The organism is Enterobacter oligotrophicus, from assembly GCF_009176645.1.
GTDB lineage: Bacteria > Pseudomonadota > Gammaproteobacteria > Enterobacterales > Enterobacteriaceae > Enterobacter > Enterobacter oligotrophicus.
Genome location: NZ_AP019007.1, coordinates 665,464 through 688,917, shown reverse-complemented (window position 1 = coordinate 688,917; position 23,454 = coordinate 665,464). Strand labels below are relative to the sequence as shown.

The 23,454-nt window shown below is 53.5% G+C and carries 22 protein-coding genes; 18 read left to right on the top strand and 4 right to left on the bottom strand.

The annotated features are described in order from the left end of the window. Positions 1-68: 68 nt before the first annotated feature. A complete protein-coding gene (gene azuC / locus EoCCA6_RS03270; RefSeq protein WP_014832437.1) occupies positions 69-152 on the top strand; it encodes a stress response protein AzuC in 84 nt (27 codons plus the stop codon). Positions 153-259: 107 nt separating this feature from the next. Continuing rightward, positions 260-511 carry a DUF2766 family protein gene (locus EoCCA6_RS03265; protein ID WP_014832436.1) on the top strand — a complete coding sequence of 84 codons (252 nt, stop codon included), beginning with the start codon at positions 260-262 and terminating at the stop codon, positions 509-511. Positions 512-592: 81 nt separating this feature from the next. Here EoCCA6_RS03265 and EoCCA6_RS03260 read toward each other — a convergent pair whose 3' ends face one another. Beyond that, the gene (locus EoCCA6_RS03260) at positions 593-1,936 is read right to left on the bottom strand and encodes an anaerobic C4-dicarboxylate transporter (protein ID WP_152081456.1); all 1,344 of its coding nucleotides are present in this window, start codon (positions 1,934-1,936) and stop codon (positions 593-595) included. A 150-nt stretch (positions 1,937-2,086) separates the two neighbouring features. Beyond that, positions 2,087-2,590 carry a non-heme ferritin-like protein gene (locus EoCCA6_RS03255; RefSeq protein ID WP_152081455.1) on the bottom strand — a complete coding sequence of 168 codons (504 nt, stop codon included), beginning with the start codon at positions 2,588-2,590 and terminating at the stop codon, positions 2,087-2,089. Between the two features lie 505 nt (positions 2,591-3,095). Between EoCCA6_RS03255 and EoCCA6_RS03250 the strand changes: the two genes are divergently transcribed. The 6 genes from EoCCA6_RS03250 (at position 3,096) to otsA (ending at position 9,895) form a co-directional block, all read left to right on the top strand. Next, on the top strand, positions 3,096-3,653 hold the full coding sequence (locus EoCCA6_RS03250) for a DJ-1 family glyoxalase III (RefSeq protein ID WP_152081454.1): 558 nt from the start codon (positions 3,096-3,098) through the stop codon (positions 3,651-3,653). Positions 3,654-3,969: 316 nt separating this feature from the next. After that, on the top strand, positions 3,970-4,959 hold the full coding sequence (araF, locus tag EoCCA6_RS03245) for an arabinose ABC transporter substrate-binding protein AraF (protein WP_152081453.1): 990 nt from the start codon (positions 3,970-3,972) through the stop codon (positions 4,957-4,959). A gap of 71 nt (positions 4,960-5,030) precedes the next feature. Beyond that, a complete protein-coding gene (gene araG / locus EoCCA6_RS03240) occupies positions 5,031-6,545 on the top strand; it encodes an L-arabinose ABC transporter ATP-binding protein AraG (RefSeq protein WP_152081452.1) in 1,515 nt (504 codons plus the stop codon). A gap of 14 nt (positions 6,546-6,559) precedes the next feature. Beyond that, positions 6,560-7,540: an arabinose ABC transporter permease AraH gene (gene araH / locus EoCCA6_RS03235; RefSeq protein WP_152081451.1), complete on the top strand. Its 981-nt coding sequence runs from the start codon at positions 6,560-6,562 to the stop codon at positions 7,538-7,540. A gap of 152 nt (positions 7,541-7,692) precedes the next feature. Beyond that, positions 7,693-8,496: a trehalose-phosphatase gene (gene otsB, locus EoCCA6_RS03230; protein ID WP_152081450.1), complete on the top strand. Its 804-nt coding sequence runs from the start codon at positions 7,693-7,695 to the stop codon at positions 8,494-8,496. Then, positions 8,471-9,895, top strand: coding sequence for an alpha,alpha-trehalose-phosphate synthase (gene otsA, locus EoCCA6_RS03225; protein ID WP_152081449.1), 1,425 nt, complete (start codon positions 8,471-8,473; stop codon positions 9,893-9,895). The genes otsB and otsA overlap by 26 nt, the downstream gene beginning before the upstream one ends. A 15-nt stretch (positions 9,896-9,910) precedes the next feature. Here otsA and uspC read toward each other — a convergent pair whose 3' ends face one another. Then, positions 9,911-10,339, bottom strand: coding sequence for a universal stress protein UspC (gene uspC, locus EoCCA6_RS03220; protein WP_152081448.1), 429 nt, complete (start codon positions 10,337-10,339; stop codon positions 9,911-9,913). Positions 10,340-11,134: 795 nt separating this feature from the next. On the opposite strand from uspC, the gene flhD reads away from it, so the two are divergent. From flhD to cheW, 6 genes are all read left to right on the top strand, one after another. Further along, positions 11,135-11,485 (top strand): flagellar transcriptional regulator FlhD, encoded by a 351-nt coding sequence (gene flhD, locus EoCCA6_RS03215; protein WP_198440046.1) that lies wholly within the window; start codon positions 11,135-11,137, stop codon positions 11,483-11,485. A gap of 2 nt (positions 11,486-11,487) precedes the next feature. Further along, the gene (gene flhC / locus EoCCA6_RS03210) at positions 11,488-12,066 is read left to right on the top strand and encodes a flagellar transcriptional regulator FlhC (RefSeq protein WP_152081446.1); all 579 of its coding nucleotides are present in this window, start codon (positions 11,488-11,490) and stop codon (positions 12,064-12,066) included. A gap of 123 nt (positions 12,067-12,189) precedes the next feature. Next, positions 12,190-13,077 (top strand): flagellar motor stator protein MotA, encoded by an 888-nt coding sequence (motA, locus tag EoCCA6_RS03205; RefSeq protein WP_152081445.1) that lies wholly within the window; start codon positions 12,190-12,192, stop codon positions 13,075-13,077. Further along, a complete protein-coding gene (gene motB / locus EoCCA6_RS03200) occupies positions 13,074-14,003 on the top strand; it encodes a flagellar motor protein MotB (protein ID WP_152081444.1) in 930 nt (309 codons plus the stop codon). The genes motA and motB overlap by 4 nt, the downstream gene beginning before the upstream one ends. A gap of 4 nt (positions 14,004-14,007) precedes the next feature. Continuing rightward, positions 14,008-16,038, top strand: coding sequence for a chemotaxis protein CheA (gene cheA, locus EoCCA6_RS03195; protein ID WP_152081443.1), 2,031 nt, complete (start codon positions 14,008-14,010; stop codon positions 16,036-16,038). A 19-nt stretch (positions 16,039-16,057) separates the two neighbouring features. Next, positions 16,058-16,561 carry a chemotaxis protein CheW gene (gene cheW / locus EoCCA6_RS03190; RefSeq protein ID WP_152081442.1) on the top strand — a complete coding sequence of 168 codons (504 nt, stop codon included), beginning with the start codon at positions 16,058-16,060 and terminating at the stop codon, positions 16,559-16,561. Positions 16,562-16,664: 103 nt separating this feature from the next. On the opposite strand, the gene EoCCA6_RS03185 is transcribed toward cheW, so the two are convergent. Next, complete coding sequence (locus EoCCA6_RS03185) at positions 16,665-17,924, bottom strand: dicarboxylate/amino acid:cation symporter (RefSeq protein ID WP_152081441.1); 1,260 nt, start codon at positions 17,922-17,924, stop codon at positions 16,665-16,667. A gap of 275 nt (positions 17,925-18,199) precedes the next feature. On the opposite strand from EoCCA6_RS03185, the gene tar reads away from it, so the two are divergent. From tar to EoCCA6_RS03165, 4 genes are read left to right on the top strand one after another with little or no spacing between them, the layout of a single operon-like run. Beyond that, positions 18,200-19,864 (top strand): methyl-accepting chemotaxis protein II, encoded by a 1,665-nt coding sequence (gene tar, locus EoCCA6_RS03180; RefSeq protein WP_152081440.1) that lies wholly within the window; start codon positions 18,200-18,202, stop codon positions 19,862-19,864. Positions 19,865-19,908: 44 nt separating this feature from the next. After that, on the top strand, positions 19,909-21,510 hold the full coding sequence (gene tap / locus EoCCA6_RS03175) for a methyl-accepting chemotaxis protein IV (RefSeq protein WP_152081439.1): 1,602 nt from the start codon (positions 19,909-19,911) through the stop codon (positions 21,508-21,510). Positions 21,511-21,529: 19 nt separating this feature from the next. Then, positions 21,530-22,396, top strand: a complete 867-nt coding sequence (gene cheR / locus EoCCA6_RS03170) for a protein-glutamate O-methyltransferase CheR (protein ID WP_152081438.1) — start codon at positions 21,530-21,532, stop codon at positions 22,394-22,396. Continuing rightward, complete coding sequence (locus EoCCA6_RS03165; protein ID WP_152081437.1) at positions 22,393-23,442, top strand: protein-glutamate methylesterase/protein-glutamine glutaminase; 1,050 nt, start codon at positions 22,393-22,395, stop codon at positions 23,440-23,442. Before cheR ends, EoCCA6_RS03165 begins: the two co-directional genes overlap by 4 nt. Positions 23,443-23,454 lie beyond the last annotated feature (12 nt).

The following is a 23,454-nucleotide window of genomic DNA, read 5'->3' as shown; positions in this document are numbered from 1 at the left end:
TGTGATGGCGGTCATATTATAAGCGCATAGACAATAACACCTGCATAACAAATTACCGGAGCATCATAATGAAACTGCGCAAAATCCTGAAAAGCATGTGGGCTAACTACTGCAACACCTTTAAAGACGTCCCACCGGGTGCGATGTTCTGATAAAAAAACCTGCTTCGGCAGGTTTTTTTATGCCTGCAGACGACGAGAGAGAGATGAAAGGGCGTGCGTTTTGCTACTATGGCGGCCTTTGAATAAGGAGAAAGCCCATGTCACAAAACCTGAGCGCCGATCAGGAACTGGTGTCTGACGTCGTCGCATGCCAGTTGGTTATCAAACAGATCCTTGATGTACTGGACGTTATCGCGCCAGTCGAAGTGCGCGAGAAGATGTCCACCCAACTGAAAAACATCGATTTCACCAGCCATCCTGCTGCGGCCGATCCGGTCACGCTCCGTGCGATTCAGAAAGCTATCGCGCTGATTGAGCTGAGATTCACGCCGCAGGGTGAGTCTCACTAAAATAAACCGATGTTTTGAAATTAGAAACAGATTTCTGCTCAAACGTCGAAGGGCGACACAGGTTGTCGCCCGGAGAAAGGATCAGAAGAAGGTCTGGACCAGCAGATAACTCACGACACACGCCGAGCTTACGCCAATCAGCCCCGGCAGAATAAAGCTGTGGTTGATGATGTATTTGCCGATACGGGTGGTGCCAGAGCGATCAAACCCGATACACGCCAGATCGCTCGGATAGGTGGGCAGAACAAAATAGCCATACGACGCCGGGAAGAAGGCGATGAGCATTTTCGGGTCAATACCTAGCATTAACCCCATGGGCGCAACAGCGGTTAGCGCCGCTGCCTGGCTGTTCACCAGCTTGGAAACCAGGAACAGCACAATGGCATACGTCCACGGATGGCTTTTCACTACGCCTTCCAGCGCCATTTTTAGCTCATCAAGATGTGCCTGAAAGAAGGTATCACTCATCCATGCCACGCCGAATACTGAGAAGATAGCGACCATACCCGCTTTAAATACCGCACCGTTCGAGATGGCAGAGGCGTTGACCTTACAGGCCACGAGCATTACAGCACCGGCAATAAGCATCATCATCTGGATGACAAGGTTCATCGACAGCGCGGTCATTTTACCTTTGACCTCAAAGGCAGGACGCAGCTCCGGCAATGCACCCAGCAAAACAACAACGGCGATCCCGGCGAAGAAAATCCATGTGGACCAGTACGCCTGTTTCGGGAACCGCTGGTTCATCAACGTTTCCGTACTGCCATAAATGAACTCCCGCTGTTTCGGATCTTTTAGCTTTTCCTGGAACTCCTGGTCATCGGCCAGATCTTTGCCACGACGCAGGCTCCACATCGCGGCAATGGCGACGCCACACAGCGAGGCGGGAACGGACACCGCGAGGATTTCGAGTATCCCCCACGCGTGACCGATCCCATGCTGCGCACCCAGTATCGACACCAGCGAAACCACGGCAACGGAAACCGGGGAGGCGGTGATCGCCATCTGCGAGGCCACCGACGCCACGGCCATCGGGCGCTCCGGACGAATCCCTTTTTTCAATGCGATATCGGCAATAATAGGGAACATGGTGTAGACCACATGCCCGGTCCCGCACAGGAAAGTCAGCATCCAGGTGGTGAAAGGCGCAAGCAGGGTAATGTGCTGCGGGTGTTTACGCAGCAGGCGCTCAGCGAACTGCATCATCACATTCAGGCCACCCGCTGTCTGCAATGTTGCCGCACAGCCAATAACGGCGAGGATCGTGAGCATGACATCAACCGGCGGTTTACCGGGCTGCAGGCCAAAGACAAAACTCAGAATAAACAGGCCAATACCGCTTATCAGCCCAAGCCCCATACCGCCGAATCGGGTGCCTACCAGCAGGCAGAGGATAATGACAATAAACTCAATGGTGATCATGATGCTCTCTCGTCAATGATTGTTATTAAACAAATCATTACACGATGTGTGGTTATTCATTGGGAGCAAGATCAGATTTGTTAAATTTCAGCAAAAGCAGGGCGTTGTGGGAAGAAGAACCTGCCCCCGATCGGGAGCAGGGGGAAATGTTTAGTGATGTTGCACCGTCACCAGATCGAGCAGATGGCGATCGGTTTGTTCCAGACATAAGCCGTTGCGTCTGGCATTGCGAATTTCATCGGCGAGCGTTTTGAGCAGCATGCCATCCTGCTGTTGCTCTTTATCCATATCGCGTAAGAAATTCAGGGTCGTGCTGTCCTGCTGTGCTTTCGCTTCTTCGGCCAGATTGCTGAGCGTGGTGCAACGTTGCTCATACTCTTCAAGCGTTTTCTGAACCAGCTCTTCGAGAGAAGAGTAGCTGTCATCGATCGTATCTAGTGCTTTGACGATTGGGTTCGCCCCGGCAGTTTTCATAAAATTAAACACGCGCATCATATGCGTGACGTTGCTTTGTGCCTGCGTACGAAAGAAGGTGGCCGTACCGTTGAGACTGTTCTCAGAACACCATTTGCTCAAATGCAGGTGCAGATTTGATGCATAGAACTCCAGGTTCATCTGGGCATTGAGTTTTTGAATCATCGTTTGGGTAGCCATACAAATATCCTTATTGACTGAGGGACACGATGTCCGCTGCTTAACCTGACCCGGCAGGCTCATGCGATTGACGGGCAGAAATGTCATTTCTGCGCTGAATAAAAGTGACCGAATATTCACTTCCTGTGTTCGATATAAATAAGCATACCCTTGTCTCTGGTCTAAGAAAACTCTTAACGTCGCTGTGTTTACCATAGATTACAAATTTTAATATAGTCCAAATTTTCGAATCAGCATGCATAAATTAAAAATATATAATCTTATGATTTTTATGGGATTACTTTTGGTTATTGAGCAAGAGACATTTTTTAAATAATTAATGATGTAGTGGCGATAAGGAAAAGGCGAATGCGGATTAATAACTCCGAATATATGATGTAATAGAAAAAATGAGTCAGATCAAATTAGCATGATAAGCGCGTTATGTGATCTCCGTGCAGGTATGTTTCTGCGCATAATGAGAAAATGAAACAGTGTTTTATAACTTTTATCACTGAGGTTGAAAATGGCTAAAGTTGCTGTGCTACTGGCTCCTGGGTTTGAAGAAGCGGAAGCAATCATCACAATTGATATCCTGCGTCGTCTGGAGATTGAGGTGGAAACACTGGCCTGTGCGGAGTCCCGTGCGGTGGTGAGTTACCACAATATCCCCATGGTGGCAGACAGCACGTTAACAGAGCGTATCAATACGCTTTATGACGCCGTGGTCTTACCGGGCGGGCCACAGGGGAGCATGAATCTGGCGGCTAGCCGCGACGTAGTGCGCTTTATTACAGCACATGATGAGAGTGGCAAACTGATTTGCCCAATCTGTTCCGCGGCGGCGCGCGTTCTGGGCGGGAACGGCCTGCTGAAGGGACGTCGTTACGTCTGTTCTGGCGACTTATGGGAAAAGGTAAAAGACGGTGAATATGTTGATGCACCGGTTGTTGAGGATAAAAACCTAATCAGCGGCAAAGGGCTTGGACATGCTTTCGATTTTGCACTGACGCTTTCTGCCCGCCTGCTGGGTGACGAGGCACCTGTTCGCGATCACGCCGATCACATCTACTACGCCTGGTAATTTCCTCGCCGGACGCTATGGCGTTCGGCTGACAAGGATTTCTTAGCTGACCTTATGGATAATTCTGCTTAACCCCCTTTCATTTGTCCGACAATACCCTCCTTTTTTATGTCATTTTCCGCTGAATTTATGTACGCAATTACTGTAATTCTGCGGTGTGATGTCGCTCTCTTATGGATGATTAATTTCCCGCTAAAACTATCACCAGCACTAACGCTTATGACGAGGTAAGCGCTAATGCCTTGTTTTAAGTCCGATTAAATAAGAAGCACGCAATTATTCCCTACAGAAAAGAACGCTAAAGCTGGAGTTTACCATGCACAAATTTACTAAAGCGCTGGCGGCCATCGGTTTGGCTGCCGTTATGTCACAATCCGCTATCGCAGAAAATTTAAAACTCGGTTTTTTGGTGAAACAACCCGAAGAACCCTGGTTCCAGACCGAATGGAAATTCGCTGATAAAGCCGGGAAAGATTTAGGTTTTGACGTTATTAAAATCGCCGTGCCGGATGGAGAAAAAACCCTGAACGCCATCGACAGCCTGGCGGCCAGCGGCGCGAAAGGGTTTGTGATCTGTACGCCGGACCCAAAACTGGGTTCAGCCATTGCAGCAAAAGCGCGCGGTTACGACATGAAGGTGATCGCTGTTGACGATCAGTTCGTGAACGCCAAAGGCAAACCGATGGACTCCGTACCGCTGGTGATGATGGCGGCGACCAAAATCGGCGAGCGTCAGGGCCAGGAACTCTATAAAGAGATGCAAAAACGCGGCTGGGATGTCAAAGAGACCGGGGTAATGGCTATCACCGCTGATGAGCTGGATACCGCGCGCCGCCGTACCACCGGTTCAATGGACGCGCTGAAAGCTGCCGGTTTCCCGGAAAAACAGATCTATAAAGTGCCGACCAAATCCAACGATATCCCCGGCGCATTCGATGCCGCGAACTCCATGCTGGTGCAGCACCCTGAAGTCAAACACTGGCTGGTGGTCGGCATGAACGATAACACCGTACTGGGTGGCGTGCGCGCGACAGAGGGGCAGGGCTTCAAGGCACCTGATGTCATCGGGATTGGCATCAACGGCGTGGACGCGGTCAGCGAGCTGTCCAAAGCACAAGCCACCGGCTTCTACGGCTCGCTGTTACCAAGCCCTGACGTACACGGCTACAAATCCAGCGAGATGCTCTACAACTGGGTGACCAAAGGGGTTGAGCCACCGAAATTCACCGAAGTGACCGACGTGGTGCTCATCACCCGCGATAACTTCAAAGAGGAGCTGGCGAAAAAAGGACTGGGCGGTAAGTAATACGCAGTGATTGTGCCCCTCGCTCATCGTGAGGGGCCAGACGTACACACTACTGGAATCACGGAGACGTTATGCGACAGTCTGATCCGTATCTCTCATTTCGCGGCATCGGGAAAACCTTCCCCGGTGTTAACGCGCTGACCGATATCAGTTTCGACTGCTATGCTGGCCAGGTTCATGCGCTGATGGGGGAGAACGGCGCGGGGAAATCCACGCTGTTGAAAATCCTCAGCGGCAACTACACGCCAACAACCGGAACACTGGCTATTCGCGGCGAAGAGATGACCTTTGCCGACACCACGGCGGCGCTAAACGCCGGGGTCGCCATTATCTATCAGGAACTGCATTTGATCCCTGAGATGACCGTGGCGGAAAACATCTATCTGGGCCAGTTGCCGCACAAAAGCGGCCTGGTTAATCGCTCGCTACTCAATTATGAAGCGGGGCTGCAGTTAAAACATCTTGGTCTGGATGTTGATCCCCAGACGCCCCTGAAATATCTCTCTATCGGTCAGTGGCAGATGGTAGAAATTGCCAAGGCTCTGGCACGTAACGCCAAAATTATCGCCTTTGACGAGCCGACCAGTTCGCTCTCTGCGCGTGAAATCGAAAATCTGTTCCGCGTCATCCGCGAGCTGCGCAAAGAAGGACGCGTCATTTTGTATGTCTCTCACCGTATGGAAGAGATTTTTGCCCTAAGCGATGCCATTACCGTGTTTAAAGATGGCCGCTATGTGCGCACGTTTACCGACATGCAGCAGGTTAACCATGATCAGCTGGTGCAGGCGATGGTGGGTCGCGAGCTGGGGGATATTTACCACTGGCAGCCGCGTGAATACGGCCCTGAACGTCTGCGGCTGGACAATGTGAAAGCGCCAGGGGTGCGGACACCCGTTTCGCTTTCGGTGCGCAGCGGTGAAATTGTCGGGCTGTTTGGCCTGGTTGGGGCCGGGCGGAGTGAATTGATGAAAGGGCTGTTTGGCGGCACGCGCATTACCGGGGGGCAGGTCTCCATCGACGGAAAAGCGGTTGATATCCAGAAGCCGGCCCACGCTATCAACGCGGGCATGATGCTTTGCCCGGAAGATCGCAAAGCGGAGGGGATTATTCCGGTCCACTCGGTGCGCGACAACATCAATATCTCGGCAAGGCGTAAATACATCCGGGCGGGCTGCCTGATCAACGACAGCTGGGAAGCGAGCAACGCCGATCGCCATATCCGTTCGCTCAACATAAAAACGCCGGGGGCGGCGCAACTGATCATGAATCTTTCCGGTGGTAATCAGCAGAAGGCGATTCTGGGCCGCTGGTTGTCGGAAGATATGAAGGTCATTTTGCTGGATGAGCCGACACGCGGTATTGACGTGGGGGCGAAGCATGAAATCTATAACGTCATTTATGAACTGGCAAAACGCGGCGTGGCGGTGTTGTTCGCCTCCAGCGATCTGCCTGAGGTGCTTGGCGTCGCTGACCGCATCGTTGTGATGCGTGAAGGTGAAATTGCCGGTGAGTTGCAACATGAACAGGCGAATGAACAACAGGCGTTGAGTCTCGCCATGCCTAAAGTTAGCCAGGCTGTCGCCTGAGTAAGGAGTCAATGATGTCCTCTGTTACTACATCCGGAGCGCCGAAGTCAGCTTTCAGTTTTGGCCGCATCTGGGACCAGTACGGCATGCTGGTCGTTTTTGCCGCGCTGTTCATCGCCTGCGCGATTTTTGTGCCTAACTTCGCCACCTTTATCAATATGAAAGGGCTGGGGCTGGCGATCTCTATGTCCGGCATGGTGGCCTGCGGGATGCTGTTCTGTCTGGCCTCCGGCGATTTCGACCTCTCTGTCGCCTCGGTGATTGCCTGTGCGGGCGTGACAACGGCGGTGGTCATCAACCTGACCGAAAGCCTGTGGATTGGCGTTTTCGCTGGTCTGTTGCTGGGCGTTCTCAGCGGGCTGGTGAACGGGTTTGTCATTGCCCGCCTGAAAATTAACGCTCTGATCACGACGCTTGCGACGATGCAAATCGTGCGTGGTCTGGCTTACATCATTTCCGATGGTAAAGCGGTCGGGATTGAAGACGAACGTTTCTTCACCCTGGGCTATGCGAACTGGCTCGGCTTGCCCGCCCCCATCTGGCTGACGGTGGCATGCCTGATCCTGTTCGGCTTCCTGCTCAACCGTACCACCTTTGGTCGTAATACCCTGGCGATTGGCGGTAATGAAGAGGCTGCGCGTCTGGCCGGTGTGCCGGTTGTACGCACCAAGATCATCATCTTCGTGCTCTCCGGGCTGGTCTCTGCAGCGGCGGGGATCATTCTGGCTTCGCGTATGACCAGCGGCCAGCCAATGACCTCTATCGGTTACGAGCTGATCGTCATTTCAGCGTGCGTATTGGGTGGTGTTTCCCTGAAAGGCGGCATCGGAAAAATCTCATATGTGGTGGCCGGTATCCTGATTCTGGGGACGGTGGAGAACGCCATGAACCTGTTGAATATTTCACCGTTCTCGCAGTACGTGGTTCGCGGCCTGATCCTGCTGGCAGCCGTGATTTTCGACCGTTACAAACAAAAAGCGAAGCGTACCGTCTGAGTCACTTCCTGCCTTTATTCTGCTCAACTATTAACCATAGTTGACCTCCTGACCGGCCCGCCAGTTTCACAGGCGGGTCGGTTGTCAAATGGCGAGCACCGTCACACTGTCTATACTTACATGGTTGTTTACTCACTGTAAGGAGGAAAAGGGTGGCTGACTTGTTAACCGCACCGCCTGTACTGCCCGGAAAATTTGCTTTCTTTTTTGACCTCGACGGGACTCTCGCCGGGATAAAACCGCATCCTGATGAGGTCGTCGTACCGGATACGGTATTAGAGAATTTGCAGCAGCTCTCCCGAATGAACGAGGGAGCACTGGCATTGATTTCAGGGCGCTCTATGGCCGAGCTGGATGTGCTCGCCAGTCCATACCACTTTCCGCTGGCTGGTGTGCACGGAGCGGAGCGCCGCGATATCCATGATCAACTGCATGTGGTTTCACTCCCCGATACCTTAATCCAGATGCTGCATATGCATCTCGCTCAGGCGCTTGAAAAGCTGCCGGGTACTGAGCTGGAACCCAAAGGTATGGCTTTTGCCTTGCACTACCGCCAGGCCCCACATCATGAAGCGGCAATCTTTGCCATTGCCAGAAGCGTGGCCGAGGCGCATCCGCAGCTCGCTCTGCAGCCGGGAAAATGTGTCGTTGAGATAAAACCGCAAGGGATCAACAAAGGCGCTGCAATCGCGGCGTTTATGGCTGAGCCGCCCTTCAGGGGCAGGACGCCAGTATTTTTTGGGGATGACCTGACCGATGAGGCCGGGTTTACCGTGGTAAACAAGGCCGGCGGGATGTCTGTCAAAGTCGGCCCTGGAGAAACAATTGCCGAATGGCGGCTGGAAAGCGTCGCCAGCGTCTGGCAATGGATATCTGACGTCGCTAACCAGCAACAACAACAAATAGCGCAAAACAACGGGAGAAATCATTATGGGTCGCTTAGTCGTCGTCTCTAATCGCATTGCACCGCCGGATGATAAAAAAGCCAGTGCGGGTGGCCTGGCGGTAGGGGTGTTAGGTGCCTTAAAAGCCGCCGGTGGCCTGTGGTTTGGCTGGAGCGGTGAAATCAGTAATGACGAGAAACCGCTGGAAAAAGTCACGCAGGGCAATATCACCTGGGCCTCGTTTGCTCTCAGTGAAAAAGATTATGAAGAGTATTACTCCGAGTTCTCCAACGCCGTATTGTGGCCTGCGTTTCACTACCGCCTCGACCTGGTGAAGTTCCAGCGGGAGTCATTCGAAGGGTATATGCGCGTCAATGCGCTGCTGGCGGATAAACTGCTGCCATTAATCCAGGAGGACGATATTCTATGGATACACGATTATCATCTTCTTCCCTTCGCCAGAGAGCTGAGAAAACGGGGCGTGAATAACCGGATCGGCTTCTTCCTCCATATTCCTTTCCCGACACCGGAGATATTCACCGCGCTGCCGCCGCATGAAGAGCTGCTTGAGGCGCTGGCAGATTATGATCTGCTGGGCTTCCAGACGGAAAATGACCGTCTGGCCTTCCTTGACAGCGTGTCCGGTAAAACGCGTCTGACGACGCACAGCGGGAAATCGCATACGGCATGGGGGAAGACGTTCCACACCGAGGTTTATCCTATCGGCATCGAACCGGACGAGATTGCCGAACAGGCGTCAGGCCCGCTACCGCCGAAGCTGGCACAGCTTAAAAACGAGCTGAAGCATGTGAAGAACATCTTTTCGGTAGAACGTCTGGATTACTCAAAAGGCTTGCCGGAGCGTTTTCTGGCTTATGAGACGCTGCTGGATAAATACCCTGAGCACCACGGAAAGATCCGCTACACGCAAATCGCGCCCACATCACGGGGTGAAGTGCAGGCCTATCAGGATATTCGTCATCAACTGGAGACGGAAGCGGGCCGAATTAATGGCCGATACGGGCAACTGGGCTGGACGCCGCTTTTCTATCTGAATCAACACTTTGACCGCAAGATCCTGATGAAGGTCTTCCGCTATGCGGATGTCGGGCTGGTAACGCCGCTGCGCGACGGGATGAATCTGGTGGCGAAGGAGTATGTTGCAGCACAAGATCCTGCCGACCCTGGCGTGCTGGTCCTGTCACAGTTTGCCGGTGCAGCGAATGAACTCACGTCCGCACTGCTTGTCAATCCTTATGACCGCGATGATGTCGCGAATGCGCTCGATCGTGCGCTGAAAATGCCCCTTACCGAACGTATCTCACGACATGCGGAGATGATGGAAACCATTCGCACGAACGATATTAATCACTGGCAGGCGCGCTTTATGAGTGATTTACGCGAGATTACGCCGCAAAACAGCGAAGGCCATCTGCAAAAGAAGATCGCGACATTCCCTAAACTGGCATGATATTCCTCGGGGGCATTACCGGCCCCCGAGAGGCACTAACAGTACATCCACCTGGCTTGACGCAACAATTGATTTAGCCGAACAGGCTGCACGCGAAAAAAAGCTCTGGTTATGATTACCGCAAATAACCAAATCAATATTCTGTTTACGACATATATCCAGAATATGTTGATTTAATTCCCCCGTCGCAATAACGGTTTCATGAACAGGATATTGCGCCTTTTCTACCAGCTCCCGCAGAAATTGCTGTGTTTCTTCCTGCAGGACATCACGAATATCTTCAAGCATGGGCGCAGCCAGTTGATTGTACATCTCAGGCTCGGCGGCCAGCGTGATCAGGCTGATACGGGCATTGGTGGGTCTGGCAATGGAAACAGCACGGGCGACGAGTTGATGGCTTTCCGGTGAAACTGCTACAGAAACAAGAAGATGGCTGTAACTCATCACGCACTCCTTTGATGTCTGAAAGACAATGTTTTCTCAGCTTTACCGCGAATTTGCCACTTCTGCAAGTGGGGAATACGACAATAGTGTGAACCTTATCATAATTATTCATTAATTATTCTTATAAGAAGAATACTGCAAACGTGCTCGTGAATGAGAAAAATTAACATCTTAACCTAAATCACACATTTAACATTCTGCCTGGCTAAATCGTTTTAACGCGTTATTAACACGGGCGGGATGATTTCAGTGTGAAACTTCCTGCGGCTTTTTTAAGGATAACTTCCTGTTTTTCATGATTAATGAAACTTCGTTTCTGACAGCGCAGCCTCTCCGGCGTCTGGCCGCGTCATCGTTAGGGTGGTAAGCAATTCCTGTACCCATTTAACTCAGCCTTCTGCATCAGTATTCGTCCTGCTGGAATACAAAAGCGTGTCGATTGAGCATAAATTAGCCAACTTACAAGTCGTGCTGATGGATTTATGGGATATATTCGCTTAAATTATGTGATGTGGATCACATTTTTTTTAAATTTCAGGGGAGGCTGCATTGTATGTGTCAAAACTGACGAGTAGAGTTTGCGTCGAATTAGGAAAAATCTTAGTTATTTGTAAGAAATGATAAAAGGTGTAAGCAACGCATCCGCGTGCTGAGTTGCTGCGCGTTTTACAGCATACAACCTTAATTCAACTATGCATTTGGCCTTTTCTTTTTATACCGGGTGATTTCCCGGCGACATCACGGGGTGCGGTCTTTCCGCATAAAAATAATAGTTGGTTATTCGGGATGGGAAAAATGCATACATCCGAGTTGCTAAAACATATCTATGACATCAATTTGTCATATTTACTGCTCGCGCAGCGTTTGATTAGTCAGGACAAAGCGTCCGCGATGTTTCGTCTGGGTATTAACGAAGAGATGGCAACCATGCTGGGTGGATTAACCCTTCCACAAATGGTAAAGCTGGCTGAAACGAACCAACTGGTTTGTCAGTTCCGTTTTGATAATCCGCAGACGATTACGCGTCTTACTCAGGAATCCCGTGTTGACGATCTGCAACAGATCCATACCGGTATCCTGCTCTCAACTCGCCTGCTCAACGAAATCAGCCAGACTGATGACGCAGCCCGTAAGAAAAGGGCGTAAAAATGAGCGAGAAAAGCATTGTTCAGGAAGCCCGTGACATACAGCTGGCAATGGAATTGATTACGCTGGGTGCTCGTTTACAAATGCTGGAAAGCGAGACTCAGCTGAGCCGTGGTCGCCTGATTAAACTGTATAAAGAGTTACGTGGCAGCCCTCCACCGAAGGGGATGCTGCCGTTTTCAACGGACTGGTTTATGACCTGGGAACAGAATATTCATGCCTCGATGTTCTGTAACGCCTGGCAGTATCTGCTGAAAACCGGTTTGTGTAGCGGTGTCGATGCCGTGATCAAAGCGTATAAACTTTACCTTGAGCAATGCCCACAGCAGGAAGGAGGCCCCCTGCTGGCGCTGACCCGCGCATGGACGCTGGTGCGTTTTGTTGAAAGCGGAATGCTTGAATTGTCACACTGCAATTGCTGTAACGGTAATTTTATTACCCATGCGCACCAGCCTGCTGGCAGCTTCGCCTGTAGTTTATGTCAGCCACCATCCCGTGCAGTAAAAAGACGTAAACTTTCCCGACAGGCTGCCGATATTATTCCACAACTGCTGGATGAACAGATCGAACAAGCTGTTTAACCCGAACGTGTGGGCAAGATTCCAGCAGCGGTAAGAGATTACCGCTGCTTTTTTTTACCCTCCATTCCGGTAACCCGTTCGAGATGAACGTCCTGCCATAGTCACTAGCGGAAGGATGATGTCGTGCTTATCTTATTAGGTTACCTGGTAGTTCTCGGTACAGTTTTCGGCGGTTACATGATGACCGGCGGGCACCTTGGAGCACTCTATCAACCGGCTGAACTTATTATCATCGGCGGCGCAGGGATAGGGGCTTTTATCGTTGGCAACAACGGTAAATCGATCAAGGGGACGCTAAAAGCCATTCCGTTGCTGTTCCGTCGCTCAAAATACACCAAAAGTATGTACATGGATCTGCTGGCGCTGCTCTATCGTCTGATGGCGAAATCCCGTCAGCAGGGGATGTTCTCGCTGGAGCGTGACATCGAAAACCCAAAAGAGAGCGAAATCTTCGCCAGCTATCCGCGCATTCTTGCGGACGCGATGATGCTGGATTTCATTGTCGATTACCTGCGCCTCATTATCAGCGGCAACATGAATACCTTCGAAATCGAAGCGTTGATGGACGAAGAAATTGAGACCCACGAAAGCGAATCCGAAGTGCCGGCCAACAGCCTGGCACTGGTCGGTGACTCGCTTCCGGCGTTCGGTATCGTTGCGGCGGTTATGGGTGTGGTTCATGCCCTGGCGTCAGCGGATCGTCCGGCGGCAGAACTGGGCGCGCTGATTGCCCACGCGATGGTCGGTACCTTCCTCGGTATTTTGCTGGCCTACGGTTTTATCTCACCGCTGGCAAGCGTCCTGCGCCAGAAGAGCGCGGAAACCACCAAAATGATGCAGTGCGTGAAGATCACGCTGCTCTCTAATCTCAACGGTTATGCGCCACCGATCGCCGTCGAATTTGGCCGTAAAACGCTCTACTCCAGTGAACGTCCATCGTTTATCGAACTGGAAGAGCACGTGCGTGCGGTGAAAAACCCAAACCAACAGACGACCACTGAGGACGCATGAAAAACCAGTCCCATCCGATCGTCATCGTAAAAAAACGCAAGCACAAGGGGCATGGGCACGGTGCGCATGGCTCCTGGAAGATCGCGTATGCCGATTTTATGACCGCCATGATGGCGTTCTTTCTGGTGATGTGGCTGATCTCCATCTCCAGCCCGAAAGAGCTTATCCAGATTGCGGAATATTTCAGAACGCCGCTGGCCACAGCGGTGACAGGGGGACAACGCATTTCAAACAGCGAGAGTCCCATTCCTGGCGGTGGCGATGATTACACCCAGCAGAAGGGTGAGGTGAAAAAAGAGCCTAACATCGACGAGCTGAAAAAACGGATGGAACAGGCGCGCCTGAAAAAACTGCGTGGTGACCTGGATCAACTGATCGAAGCGGACCCGAAACTGCGCGCGCTGCGCCCGCATCTGAAGATTGACCTCGTGCAGGAAGGTCTGCGTATTCAGATTATCGACAGCCAGAACCGCCCCATGTTTAAAACCGGGAGTGCGGAAGTTGAACCCTATATGCGCGATATTTTGCGCGCGATTGCCCCGGTGCTGAACGGCATTCCTAACCGAATCAGCCTGTCAGGACACACGGATGATTTCCCGTATGCCACGGGTGAGAAGGGATACAGCAACTGGGAACTTTCTGCCGATCGTGCCAACGCCTCGCGTCGCGAGCTGGTGGCGGGTGGGCTTGATGATGGCAAGGTACTGCGCGTGGTCGGCATGGCAGCAACCATGCGTGTCACCGACCGCGGGCCGGATGACGCCATCAACCGTCGTATCAGTCTTTTAGTGCTGAACCAGCAGGCGGAGCAGGCCATCCTGCATGAAAACGCCGAAAGTCAGAATGAGTCACTGGACGATTTAAAACAGCCTGGGGCCGTTCCTTCGGCTGCCGTTCCAACATCGCCACCAGCCAATCCGAGGTGATAGCGTGAGCATGGATATTAGCGATTTTTACCAGACATTCTTTGATGAAGCCGACGAATTGTTGGCCGATATGGAGCAACACCTGCTGGATCTGGTGCCCGAAGCACCCGATTCAGAGCAACTCAATGCCATCTTCCGTGCGGCGCACTCCATTAAAGGCGGAGCCGGAACCTTTGGCTTTACCATTTTGCAGGAAACCACGCACCTGATGGAGAACCTGCTTGATGAAGCACGACGCGGTGAGATGCAGCTCAATACCGATATTATCAACCTGTTTTTGGAAACCAAAGATATTATGCAGGAACAGCTCGACGCCTATAAAAGCTCGGCAGAGCCTGATGCCGCCAGCTTTGAATACATCTGCAATGCGCTGCGTCAGTTAGCGCTGGAAGCAAAAGGTGAAGTCGCCGCGGCTGTTGTCCCTGCGGCAAAACTGAGCGTGGTCGATGCGGTTGCCGCACAAGACGCTGCGCCAGCGGCTGCACCCTCGGGCAAATTGCGCGTGGTGCTGTCTCGCCTGAAAGAGAACGAAGTTGACCTGCTGGAAGAAGAGCTGGGCAACCTGGCGACGTTAAGCAACGTGGTGAAAGGCAAAGATAGCCTGGCTGCGACGCTTGATGACGGGATCAGCCAGGACGACATCATCGCGGTGCTGTGCTTTGTTATCGAAGCGGATCAGATTGCTTTCGAGACGGAAACCGCGGCCGTTGATGCGCCTGCGGTGGTGGAGGCCGAAGCCCCTGAAGCGGCTGCGCCCGCCGTCGTGCCGGCGGCACCTGTGCTGAAGGCCGTACCGAAAGAGGCGGCCGCGCCTGGTCGCGGCGAAAAGCCGGCGGCGCGCTCCAGTGAATCCACCAGCATTCGCGTGGCGGTTGAGAAGGTTGACCAGCTGATTAACCTGGTGGGCGAACTGGTGATCACCCAGTCGATGCTGGCGCAACGTTCTAACGAACTGGACCCGGTCACCCACGGCGATCTCATCACCAGCATGGGTCAGTTACAACGTAACGCCCGCGATCTGCAGGAATCGGTGATGTCCATCCGTATGATGCCGATGGAATATGTCTTTAGCCGCTTCCCGCGTCTGGTGCGTGACCTGGCCGGTAAGCTGAATAAACAGATTGAACTGACGCTGATGGGCAGCTCTACCGAGCTGGACAAGAGCCTGATCGAACGCATCATCGATCCGTTAACGCACCTGGTGCGTAACAGCCTTGACCACGGGATCGAACTGCCGGAAAACCGTATTGCTGCCGGGAAATCACCGGTCGGCAACCTGATCCTCTCCGCGGAACACCAGGGCGGCAACATCTGCATCGAAGTGACCGATGACGGGGCTGGCCTGAACCGCGAGCGCATTCTGGCGAAAGCCATTTCGCAGGGGATGGCGGTCAATGAAAACATGACTGACGAAGAAGTGGGCATGCTGATCTTCGCGCCGGGTTTCTCCACCGCCGAGCAGGTGACGGACGTTTCCGGGCGTGGCGTAGGGATGGACGTGGTGAAACGTAACATCCAGGAGATGGGCGGCCACGTTGAGATCCAGTCTAAGCAAGGCTCCGGCACGACCATTCGCATCCTGCTGCCGCTGACGCTGGCAATCCTCGACGGTATGTCCGTCAAAGTGGCGGACGAAGTCTTCATTCTACCGCTGAACGCGGTGATGGAATCACTCCAGCCGCGCGAAGAAGATCTGCATCCGCTGGCGGGCGGCGAGCGCGTGCTTGAAGTGCGCGGGGAGTACCTGCCGCTGGTGGAGCTGTGGAAAGTGTTCGAGGTGGACGGCGCGAAAACCGAAGCCACGCAGGGCATCGTTGTGATCCTGCAAAGCGCCGGACGCCGCTATGCGCTGCTGGTGGATCAACTGATTGGTCAGCACCAGGTGGTGGTGAAGAACCTCGAAAGTAACTACCGCAAAGTGCCAGGTATTTCTGCCGCCACCATCCTCGGTGATGGTAGCGTCGCGCTGATCGTCGATGTTTCGGCGCTTCAGGGGTTAAATCGTGAACAACGTGTGGCGTACACAGCCGCCTGATTAAGTAGAAGGTAATAACATGACCGGTATGAGTAATGTAACGAAACTGGCGGGCGAGCCATCAGGACAGGAATTCCTGGTTTTCACTTTGGGTGACGAAGAGTACGGTATCGACATCCTGAAAGTGCAGGAAATTCGTGGTTATGATCAGGTTACGCGCATTGCTAACACTCCCGCCTTTATCAAAGGTGTGACCAACCTGCGCGGCGTTATTGTGCCCATCGTTGACCTGCGCGTGAAATTCAGCCAGGGCGATGTGGAGTACAACGACAACACCGTGGTGATTGTGCTCAACCTGGGGCAGCGTGTGGTCGGCATCGTCGTTGACGGCGTATCCGATGTGCTGTCGTTAACGTCCGATCAAATCCGTCCGGCACCGGAATTTGCGGTCACGCTGTCGACCGAATACCTGACCGGCCTGGGTGCACTCGGCGAGCGTATGCTGATTCTGGTGAACATTGAGAAGCTGCTGAACAGCGAAGAGATGGCGCTGCTGGATATTGCGGCGAGCCATGTAGCGTAGGTAAATGCAAAACGGCAACCAGGTTGCCGTTTTTTGTGTTTGCCCCCTCTCCCTTAGGGAGAGGGCTGGGGTGAGGGCATCAGGCCTCACCCTTTTTTTCACCTTACGCTTCCTGCTCCACCAGTTCAGCTTCTTCTTCAAGCAACCCTTCGTTTTGCGCCAGCATTGCCGTTGCAATCCCGTTACCCAGCACGTTAATTGCTGAACGGCCCATATCCAGGAAGTGATCGATCCCCATCAGCAGCAGAATCCCCGCAACAGGAATATTAAAACCCGGAATGGTTGCTGCCAGTACCACCAGTGCAGAACGTGGCACACCGGCAATCCCTTTCGAGGCCAGCATCAGGGTTAGCATCAGTACCGTCACTTCCGAAAAGCTCAAATGAATGTTGTATGCCTGGGCGATAAACATCGAGGCGAAAGAGCAATACACCATGGAGCCGACCAGGTTAAAGGAATAGCCAATCGGCAACACGAACGACACGATGTTGCGTGAGCAGCCAAAGCGCACCAGTTGCTCCAGCGTTTTTGGATAAGCCGCTTCAGAACTGCTGGTTGTAAAGGCAACCAGCACCGGATCTTTCAGCATGCTGACCAGGCGGAACACCTCTTTTTTCAGCATCATGTAACCGACCGCCATAAGCACCATGCAGGTCAGTACAATCGCGACATAATAGCCGCCAATGAAAGAGGCGTAATTCAGGAGAATGCCCAGCCCCTGGGTTGCGACAACCGACGAGATAGCCGCGAAAATAGCCAGCGGCGCAACATACATCACGTAACCGGTCACCTTCAGCATGATGTGAGAGACCACATCCAGCGCGGCCACCAGCGGGGCGTTGAATTTCTGCCCTAGCGACGCACCGCCAATACCGAAGAACATTGAGAACACCACAATTTGCAGGATCTCGTTATTTGCCATCGCCCCGGCGATGCTGGTTGGAATGGTATGAGTCAGGAAGCCCTTCAGCGTCATTCCGCCGACGGCCAGGCCGGTGTCCACCGATTCAGCAGGAATCGCCAGATTCAGCCCGCTGCCCGGATGTTCCAGCGTGACGATAAACAGCCCTACCAGGATGGAAAGCACGGATGAGCTGATAAACCACACCATTGCTTTGCCCCCTACGCGGCCAATGGTGGACGTTTCGCCCAGTTTCATAATTCCGACCGTCAGGGTGCTGAAGACCAGTGGCGCAATGACCATTTTGATCAACCGCAGGAAGATGTCGGTGAGGAGCGTGATGTTATCAGACCAGGCGTTGATGGCATCCGGTGAGGCGTACTCATGAATTGCGGCCCCCGAAAGAATACCCGCCAGCATGAATATCACGATGAAGAGTGTGAGTTTGTTTGCACTTGCCACGAAAAAAGACCCTCTATGCGCTTAGGATATATTCCACGCTGATGTATATGGATTTTTTATCGCAGCGTGGGAATTCATTCGGCACATAAATTGAAGTAAAGCGAGAAGGGATACAACTCTTTTTTAATTTTTATTGATTTTGTTGTGAGTGCCTGGTTGAAGCGGTAGCCATAAACGACATTCTCGATCCTCCTTCTCCTTTTCCCTTTCGCAAATGTAAAGTTCCTGTGGCGGGTGCCGATAACACCGTTAATAAATCTATGAGAAGGTGTTGTATGTTGAACCGTATCCGCGTTGTCACAATGCTCATGATGGTGCTGGTCATTTTCGCACTACTTCAGCTCATCTCCGGCGGGCTTTTTTTCTCGTCTTTAAAACAAAATCAGGACAGTTTCGCCGCGTCGAACGATCTCCGTTTACAGCAAAGTGAACTGACGTCGACGTGGGATCTGATGCTGCAAACGCGTATCAACCTGAGCCGCTCGTCCGCTCGCATGATGATGGACCCGAACAATCAGCAGAGCAGTGCGAAAACGGATCTGTTGAAAAATGCCCGTACCACCCTTGCTGATGCCGCAAAACATTACGACGCCTTTAAAAAGATCACCCCGCAGCCTGCGATGGCGCAGGTGAGCGCCAACATTGATGAAAAATATAACGCCTATTTTGCGGGCCTGACGGAGCTGGTGCAGTTCCTGGAAAGCGGCAATATGGACGCCTATTTTGCGCAGCCAACCCAGGGGATGCAAAACGCCCTCGGCGCGGCGCTGGGTGACTACGCCAAAGCCAGTAGCGAGCTTTATCACTCGGCGTTTGCCGAAAGCCAGAATGACTATCGCTTCGCCAAATGGCAGGTGGCGGTTCTCGCGCTGGCGCTGGTTATCGTGCTGGTGGCCGTCTGGTATGGCATTCGCCATATTCTGCTTAACCCGCTTGGCCGTGTGATTGCCCATATCCGCGATATTGCCAGCGGCGACCTGACCAAAACCCTGACGGTTACCGGGCGTAATGAGATCACGGAGCTGGCAAACAGCGTGGATCATATGCAGCGCTCGTTAATTGATACCGTCGCCAATGTGCGTGAAGGGTCGGATGCTATCTATACCGGCACCAGTGAGATTGCCATGGGTAATAACGATCTCTCCTCGCGCACCGAGCAGCAGGCTTCCGCGCTGGAAGAGACGGCGGCCAGCATGGAAGAACTCACCGCCACCGTGAAGCAGAACGCCGATAACGCTCGCCAGGCTTCGCAACTGGCTGAAAGCGCCTCCGAAACGGCGCAGCGCGGGGGACGTGTGGTCGATGGCGTGGTGAAAACCATGCACGAAATTGCCGACAGCTCGAAAAAAATCGCTGACATCATCAGCGTGATCGACGGCATCGCCTTCCAGACCAATATCCTGGCACTGAACGCGGCGGTAGAAGCGGCGCGTGCCGGTGAGCAGGGACGTGGTTTCGCAGTGGTGGCCGGTGAAGTACGCAACCTTGCCAGCCGCAGTGCCAATGCAGCGAAAGAGATCAAAGCGTTGATTGAAGACTCCGTTTCACGCGTGGATACCGGCTCGGTGCTGGTGGAAAGTGCGGGTGAAACCATGAATGACATCGTGAATGCCGTGACTCGCGTAACGGACATCATGGGTGAAATCGCCTCTGCATCGGATGAGCAGAGTCGGGGTATTGACCAGGTTGCTCTGGCGGTATCGGAAATGGACCGTGTGACACAGCAAAACGCCGCGCTGGTGCAGGAGTCCGCCACGGCGGCCGCTGCGCTGGAAGACCAGGCGAGCCGCCTGAAAATGGCCGTCTCGGCGTTCCGTCTTACTTCCAAAACAACAAAACCGGTCAGCTCGCGTTCATATAACGAGACACCGTCCGCGCCGGTGGCAACACGCACCCGCGCAGTCGTGGCCGGACAAGATGATAACTGGGAAACATTTTGACTGACATTTAAACCGCGGCTGCTTGCCGCTTGATGGGAGCGTGGATGTTAAATCGTATTCGTATCTCGACCACACTGTTTTTGATTCTGATCCTGTGTGGTGTGTTGCAGGTTGGCAGTAACGGGTTGTCTTTTTGGGCGTTTCGCGATGGCTATCAGAATTTACAGGAAGTCGAGACGAGTAATCAGCAGCGTTCCGCACTGGCACAAACGCGTGCCGTGCTGTTGCAGGCAAGCACTGCGCTGAATAAAGCAGGGACGTTAACTGCGTTGAGCTATCCGCCGGACGATATCAAGGCGTTGATGGTAACGGCGCGCGACAGCCTCAGGCAGGCCGATGCGCAGTTTAAAACCTTCATGTCGCAGGACGCGGTGAACGAGAAAGGAAAAGCGCTGAAGGTTGCCATGAAGAAGAACTTTGCACAGTGGCACAGCGATCTGGAGCATCAGGCGACCTGGCTTGAGAACAACCAGCTCTCTGACTTTATGACCGCGCCGGTGCAGGCGTCTCAGGATGCGTTTGACGGCAGTTTTAACGCATGGCAGCAGGAAATTAACCAGTTTGTCGAGCGTGCCGGAGAAGGCAGCCGCAAAAGCTACCACATGTCGGGCGTGATTTTTGCCGTGATGGTGATCCTGGCGGCGCTGTTAACCGGCGGGGCGCTGTTCTGGTCACGCAAGATGATCGTACAGCCGCTGGCCATTATCAGTAGCCACTTCGACAGCATCGCTAAAGGGGATCTGGCGCGCCCGGTGGCGGTGTACGGTAAAAACGAAATCTCCGCAATTTTTGCCAGCCTTAAGGCAATGCAGGGATCGCTCAGGGAAACGGTGACCGATGTGCGCCAGGGCAGTTATGCCATGCACACCGGGATCTCAGAAATTGCGGCCGGGAATAACGATCTCTCTTCCCGAACCGAACAACAGGCGGCCTCGCTGGCACAGACGGCCGCGAGTATGGAGCAGTTGACCGCAACGGTGAGTCAGAACGCCGACAACGCGCGTCAGGCGTCTGACCTGTCAAAACAGGCGGCGTTGACGGCGAAGAAGGGGGGCGATCAGGCCTCCCACGTCGCGACCACCATGCAGGACATTGCCGCCAGCTCGCAGAAAATTGGCGACATCATTAGCGTGATTGACGGTATTGCCTTCCAGACCAACATTCTGGCACTCAACGCGGCGGTTGAGGCTGCGCGCGCCGGTGAGCAGGGACGCGGATTTGCGGTAGTGGCTGGCGAAGTTCGTAACCTGGCGAGCCGCAGCGCCAACGCAGCGAAAGAGATTAAGGGGCTGATTGAAGAGTCGGTCTCCCGCGTTCAGCAGGGCTCAACGCTTGTGGATACGGCGGCGAAAACCATGACCGAGATCGTCACCTCCATCACGCGGGTTAACGACATCATGGGTGAGATTGCCTCTGCGTCTGATGAGCAGCGCCGCGGGATTGAGCAGGTGGCGCAGGCGGTCAGCCAGATGGATCAGGTGACGCAGCAGAACGCCTCGCTGGTTGAGGAGGCGGCGGCGGCCACTGAGCAGCTGGCAAACCAGGCGGACCATCTGACCGGGCTGGTGGCGGTATTTAATGTGAAAGAGCACGTAGAAGCAGTAACAGAAGTCGGGCGGTCGCAGGCCGTGCCAGTTGTATCCTGAATGTGATTAAGAAGGCGCTATGACATCACCCATGCCCTCAGGGCAAACGTCATTATTGTTGCAGATGACACAGCGCCTCGCGCTGTCCGACGCGCATTTTCGTCGGATATGTCAGTTAATCTACCAGCGTGCGGGGATCGTGCTTGCCGATCATAAGCGAGACATGGTTTACAACCGACTGGTGCGGCGCTTGCGCACGCTTGGGCTGGATGATTTTGGCCGCTATCTGAGCATGCTCGAAGCGAACCAGAACAGCGCCGAATGGCAGGCATTTATCAACTCTCTCACCACTAACCTGACCGCGTTTTTCCGCGAGGCTCACCACTTTCCGGTGCTGGCGGAACACGCGCGTCGTCGTAGCGGGGAGTATCGCGTCTGGAGTGCAGCGGCATCGACCGGGGAAGAGCCGTACTCTCTGGCGATCACCCTTGCCGATACCCTGGGAATGGCTCCGGGGCGCTGGAAAGTGTTCGCCAGCGATATCGACACTGAGGTACTGGAGAAAGCCCGTAACGGCGTTTATCGCCAGGATGAACTGAAAACGCTGTCACCTCAGCAACTGCAGCGTTACTTCATGCGTGGCACAGGCCCGCATGAAGGGCTGGTGCGCGTGCGTCAGGAACTGGCGAACTGCGTCGAGTTCGCCCCCATCAATCTGCTTGACAAGCAGTACAACGTGCCGGGGCCTTTCGACGCCATCTTTTGCCGTAACGTAATGATTTATTTTGATAAAGCGACGCAACAGGACATTCTGCGTCGCTTTGTTCCGTTGCTCAAGCCTGACGGTTTACTGTTTGCCGGGCACTCGGAAAACTTTAGCAACCTCGTGCGTGAGTTTAGCCTGCGTGGGCAAACGGTTTATGCGCTGAGTAAGGAAAAAGCATGAGTAAAATCAGGGTATTGTCTGTCGATGATTCGGCGCTGATGCGCCAGATCATGACTGAAATTATCAATAGCCACAGCGATATGGAGATGGTGGCGACAGCCCCTGATCCTTTAGTTGCGCGGGATTTAATTAAAAAATTTAACCCCGACGTGCTGACGCTGGATGTCGAAATGCCGCGCATGGATGGCATCGATTTTCTGGAAAAATTAATGCGCCTGCGTCCGATGCCGGTGGTGATGGTCTCCTCGCTGACGGGGAAAGGCTCTGAAATTACCCTGCGCGCGCTGGAGCTGGGGGCGGTGGACTTTGTCACCAAGCCACAGCTTGGCATTCGCGAAGGGATGCTGGCCTACAGCGAGATGATAGCGGAGAAGATCCGCACTGCGTCGCGCGCGAAGCTGGCCGCCCACAAACCGTTGGCTACCCCGGCAACCCTGAAAGCCGGGCCCTTACTCAGCTCGGAAAAATTGCTGGTGATTGGCGCGTCAACCGGGGGAACAGAGGCAATTCGTCATGTACTCCAGCCATTGCCGCTTTCAAGTCCCGGTATTCTTATCACTCAGCATATGCCGCCAGGCTTTACCCGCTCGTTCGCGGAGCGTCTGAACAAACTGTGTCAGATCAGCGTGAAAGAGGCGGAAGACGGTGAGCGCGTACTGCCGGGGCACGCCTATATTGCGCCGGGTGACAAGCATATGGAGCTGGCGCGAAGCGGTGCGAACTATCAGATCAAAATTCATGACGGGCCGCCGGTCAACCGGCACCGCCCGTCGGTGGATGTGCTGTTTCATTCGGTGGCGAAACATGCGGGGCGCAACGCCGTTGGGGTGATCCTGACGGGGATGGGCAACGATGGTGCCGCCGGAATGCTTGCAATGCACCAGGCCGGAGCCTGGACGATTGCGCAGAATGAAGCAAGTTGTGTGGTGTTCGGCATGCCGCGCGAGGCCATCAATATGGGTGGCGTGAGCGAAGTGGTCGATCTTAGCCAGGTAAGCCAGCAGATGCTGGCGAAAATCAGTGCCGGACAGGCAATACGTATTTGACTCAGGAGTATT

Coding starts and splice junctions, on each gene's coding strand:
- motB (WP_152081444.1), top strand. CDS start 13,074: ATGAAAAACCAGTCCCATCCGATCGTCATCGTAAAAAAACGCAAGCAC.
- EoCCA6_RS03165 (WP_152081437.1), top strand. CDS start 22,393: ATGAGTAAAATCAGGGTATTGTCTGTCGATGATTCGGCGCTGATGCGC.
- tar (WP_152081440.1), top strand. CDS start 18,200: ATGTTGAACCGTATCCGCGTTGTCACAATGCTCATGATGGTGCTGGTC.
- flhC (WP_152081446.1), top strand. CDS start 11,488: ATGAGCGAGAAAAGCATTGTTCAGGAAGCCCGTGACATACAGCTGGCA.
- araG (WP_152081452.1), top strand. CDS start 5,031: ATGCGACAGTCTGATCCGTATCTCTCATTTCGCGGCATCGGGAAAACC.
- EoCCA6_RS03265 (WP_014832436.1), top strand. CDS start 260: ATGTCACAAAACCTGAGCGCCGATCAGGAACTGGTGTCTGACGTCGTC.
- tap (WP_152081439.1), top strand. CDS start 19,909: ATGTTAAATCGTATTCGTATCTCGACCACACTGTTTTTGATTCTGATC.
- azuC (WP_014832437.1), top strand. CDS start 69: ATGAAACTGCGCAAAATCCTGAAAAGCATGTGGGCTAACTACTGCAAC.
- araH (WP_152081451.1), top strand. CDS start 6,560: ATGTCCTCTGTTACTACATCCGGAGCGCCGAAGTCAGCTTTCAGTTTT.
- flhD (WP_198440046.1), top strand. CDS start 11,135: ATGCATACATCCGAGTTGCTAAAACATATCTATGACATCAATTTGTCA.
- araF (WP_152081453.1), top strand. CDS start 3,970: ATGCACAAATTTACTAAAGCGCTGGCGGCCATCGGTTTGGCTGCCGTT.
- EoCCA6_RS03255 (WP_152081455.1), bottom strand. CDS start 2,590: ATGGCTACCCAAACGATGATTCAAAAACTCAATGCCCAGATGAACCTG.
- EoCCA6_RS03260 (WP_152081456.1), bottom strand. CDS start 1,936: ATGATCACCATTGAGTTTATTGTCATTATCCTCTGCCTGCTGGTAGGC.
- otsA (WP_152081449.1), top strand. CDS start 8,471: ATGGGTCGCTTAGTCGTCGTCTCTAATCGCATTGCACCGCCGGATGAT.
- uspC (WP_152081448.1), bottom strand. CDS start 10,339: ATGAGTTACAGCCATCTTCTTGTTTCTGTAGCAGTTTCACCGGAAAGC.
- cheW (WP_152081442.1), top strand. CDS start 16,058: ATGACCGGTATGAGTAATGTAACGAAACTGGCGGGCGAGCCATCAGGA.
- cheR (WP_152081438.1), top strand. CDS start 21,530: ATGACATCACCCATGCCCTCAGGGCAAACGTCATTATTGTTGCAGATG.
- EoCCA6_RS03250 (WP_152081454.1), top strand. CDS start 3,096: ATGGCTAAAGTTGCTGTGCTACTGGCTCCTGGGTTTGAAGAAGCGGAA.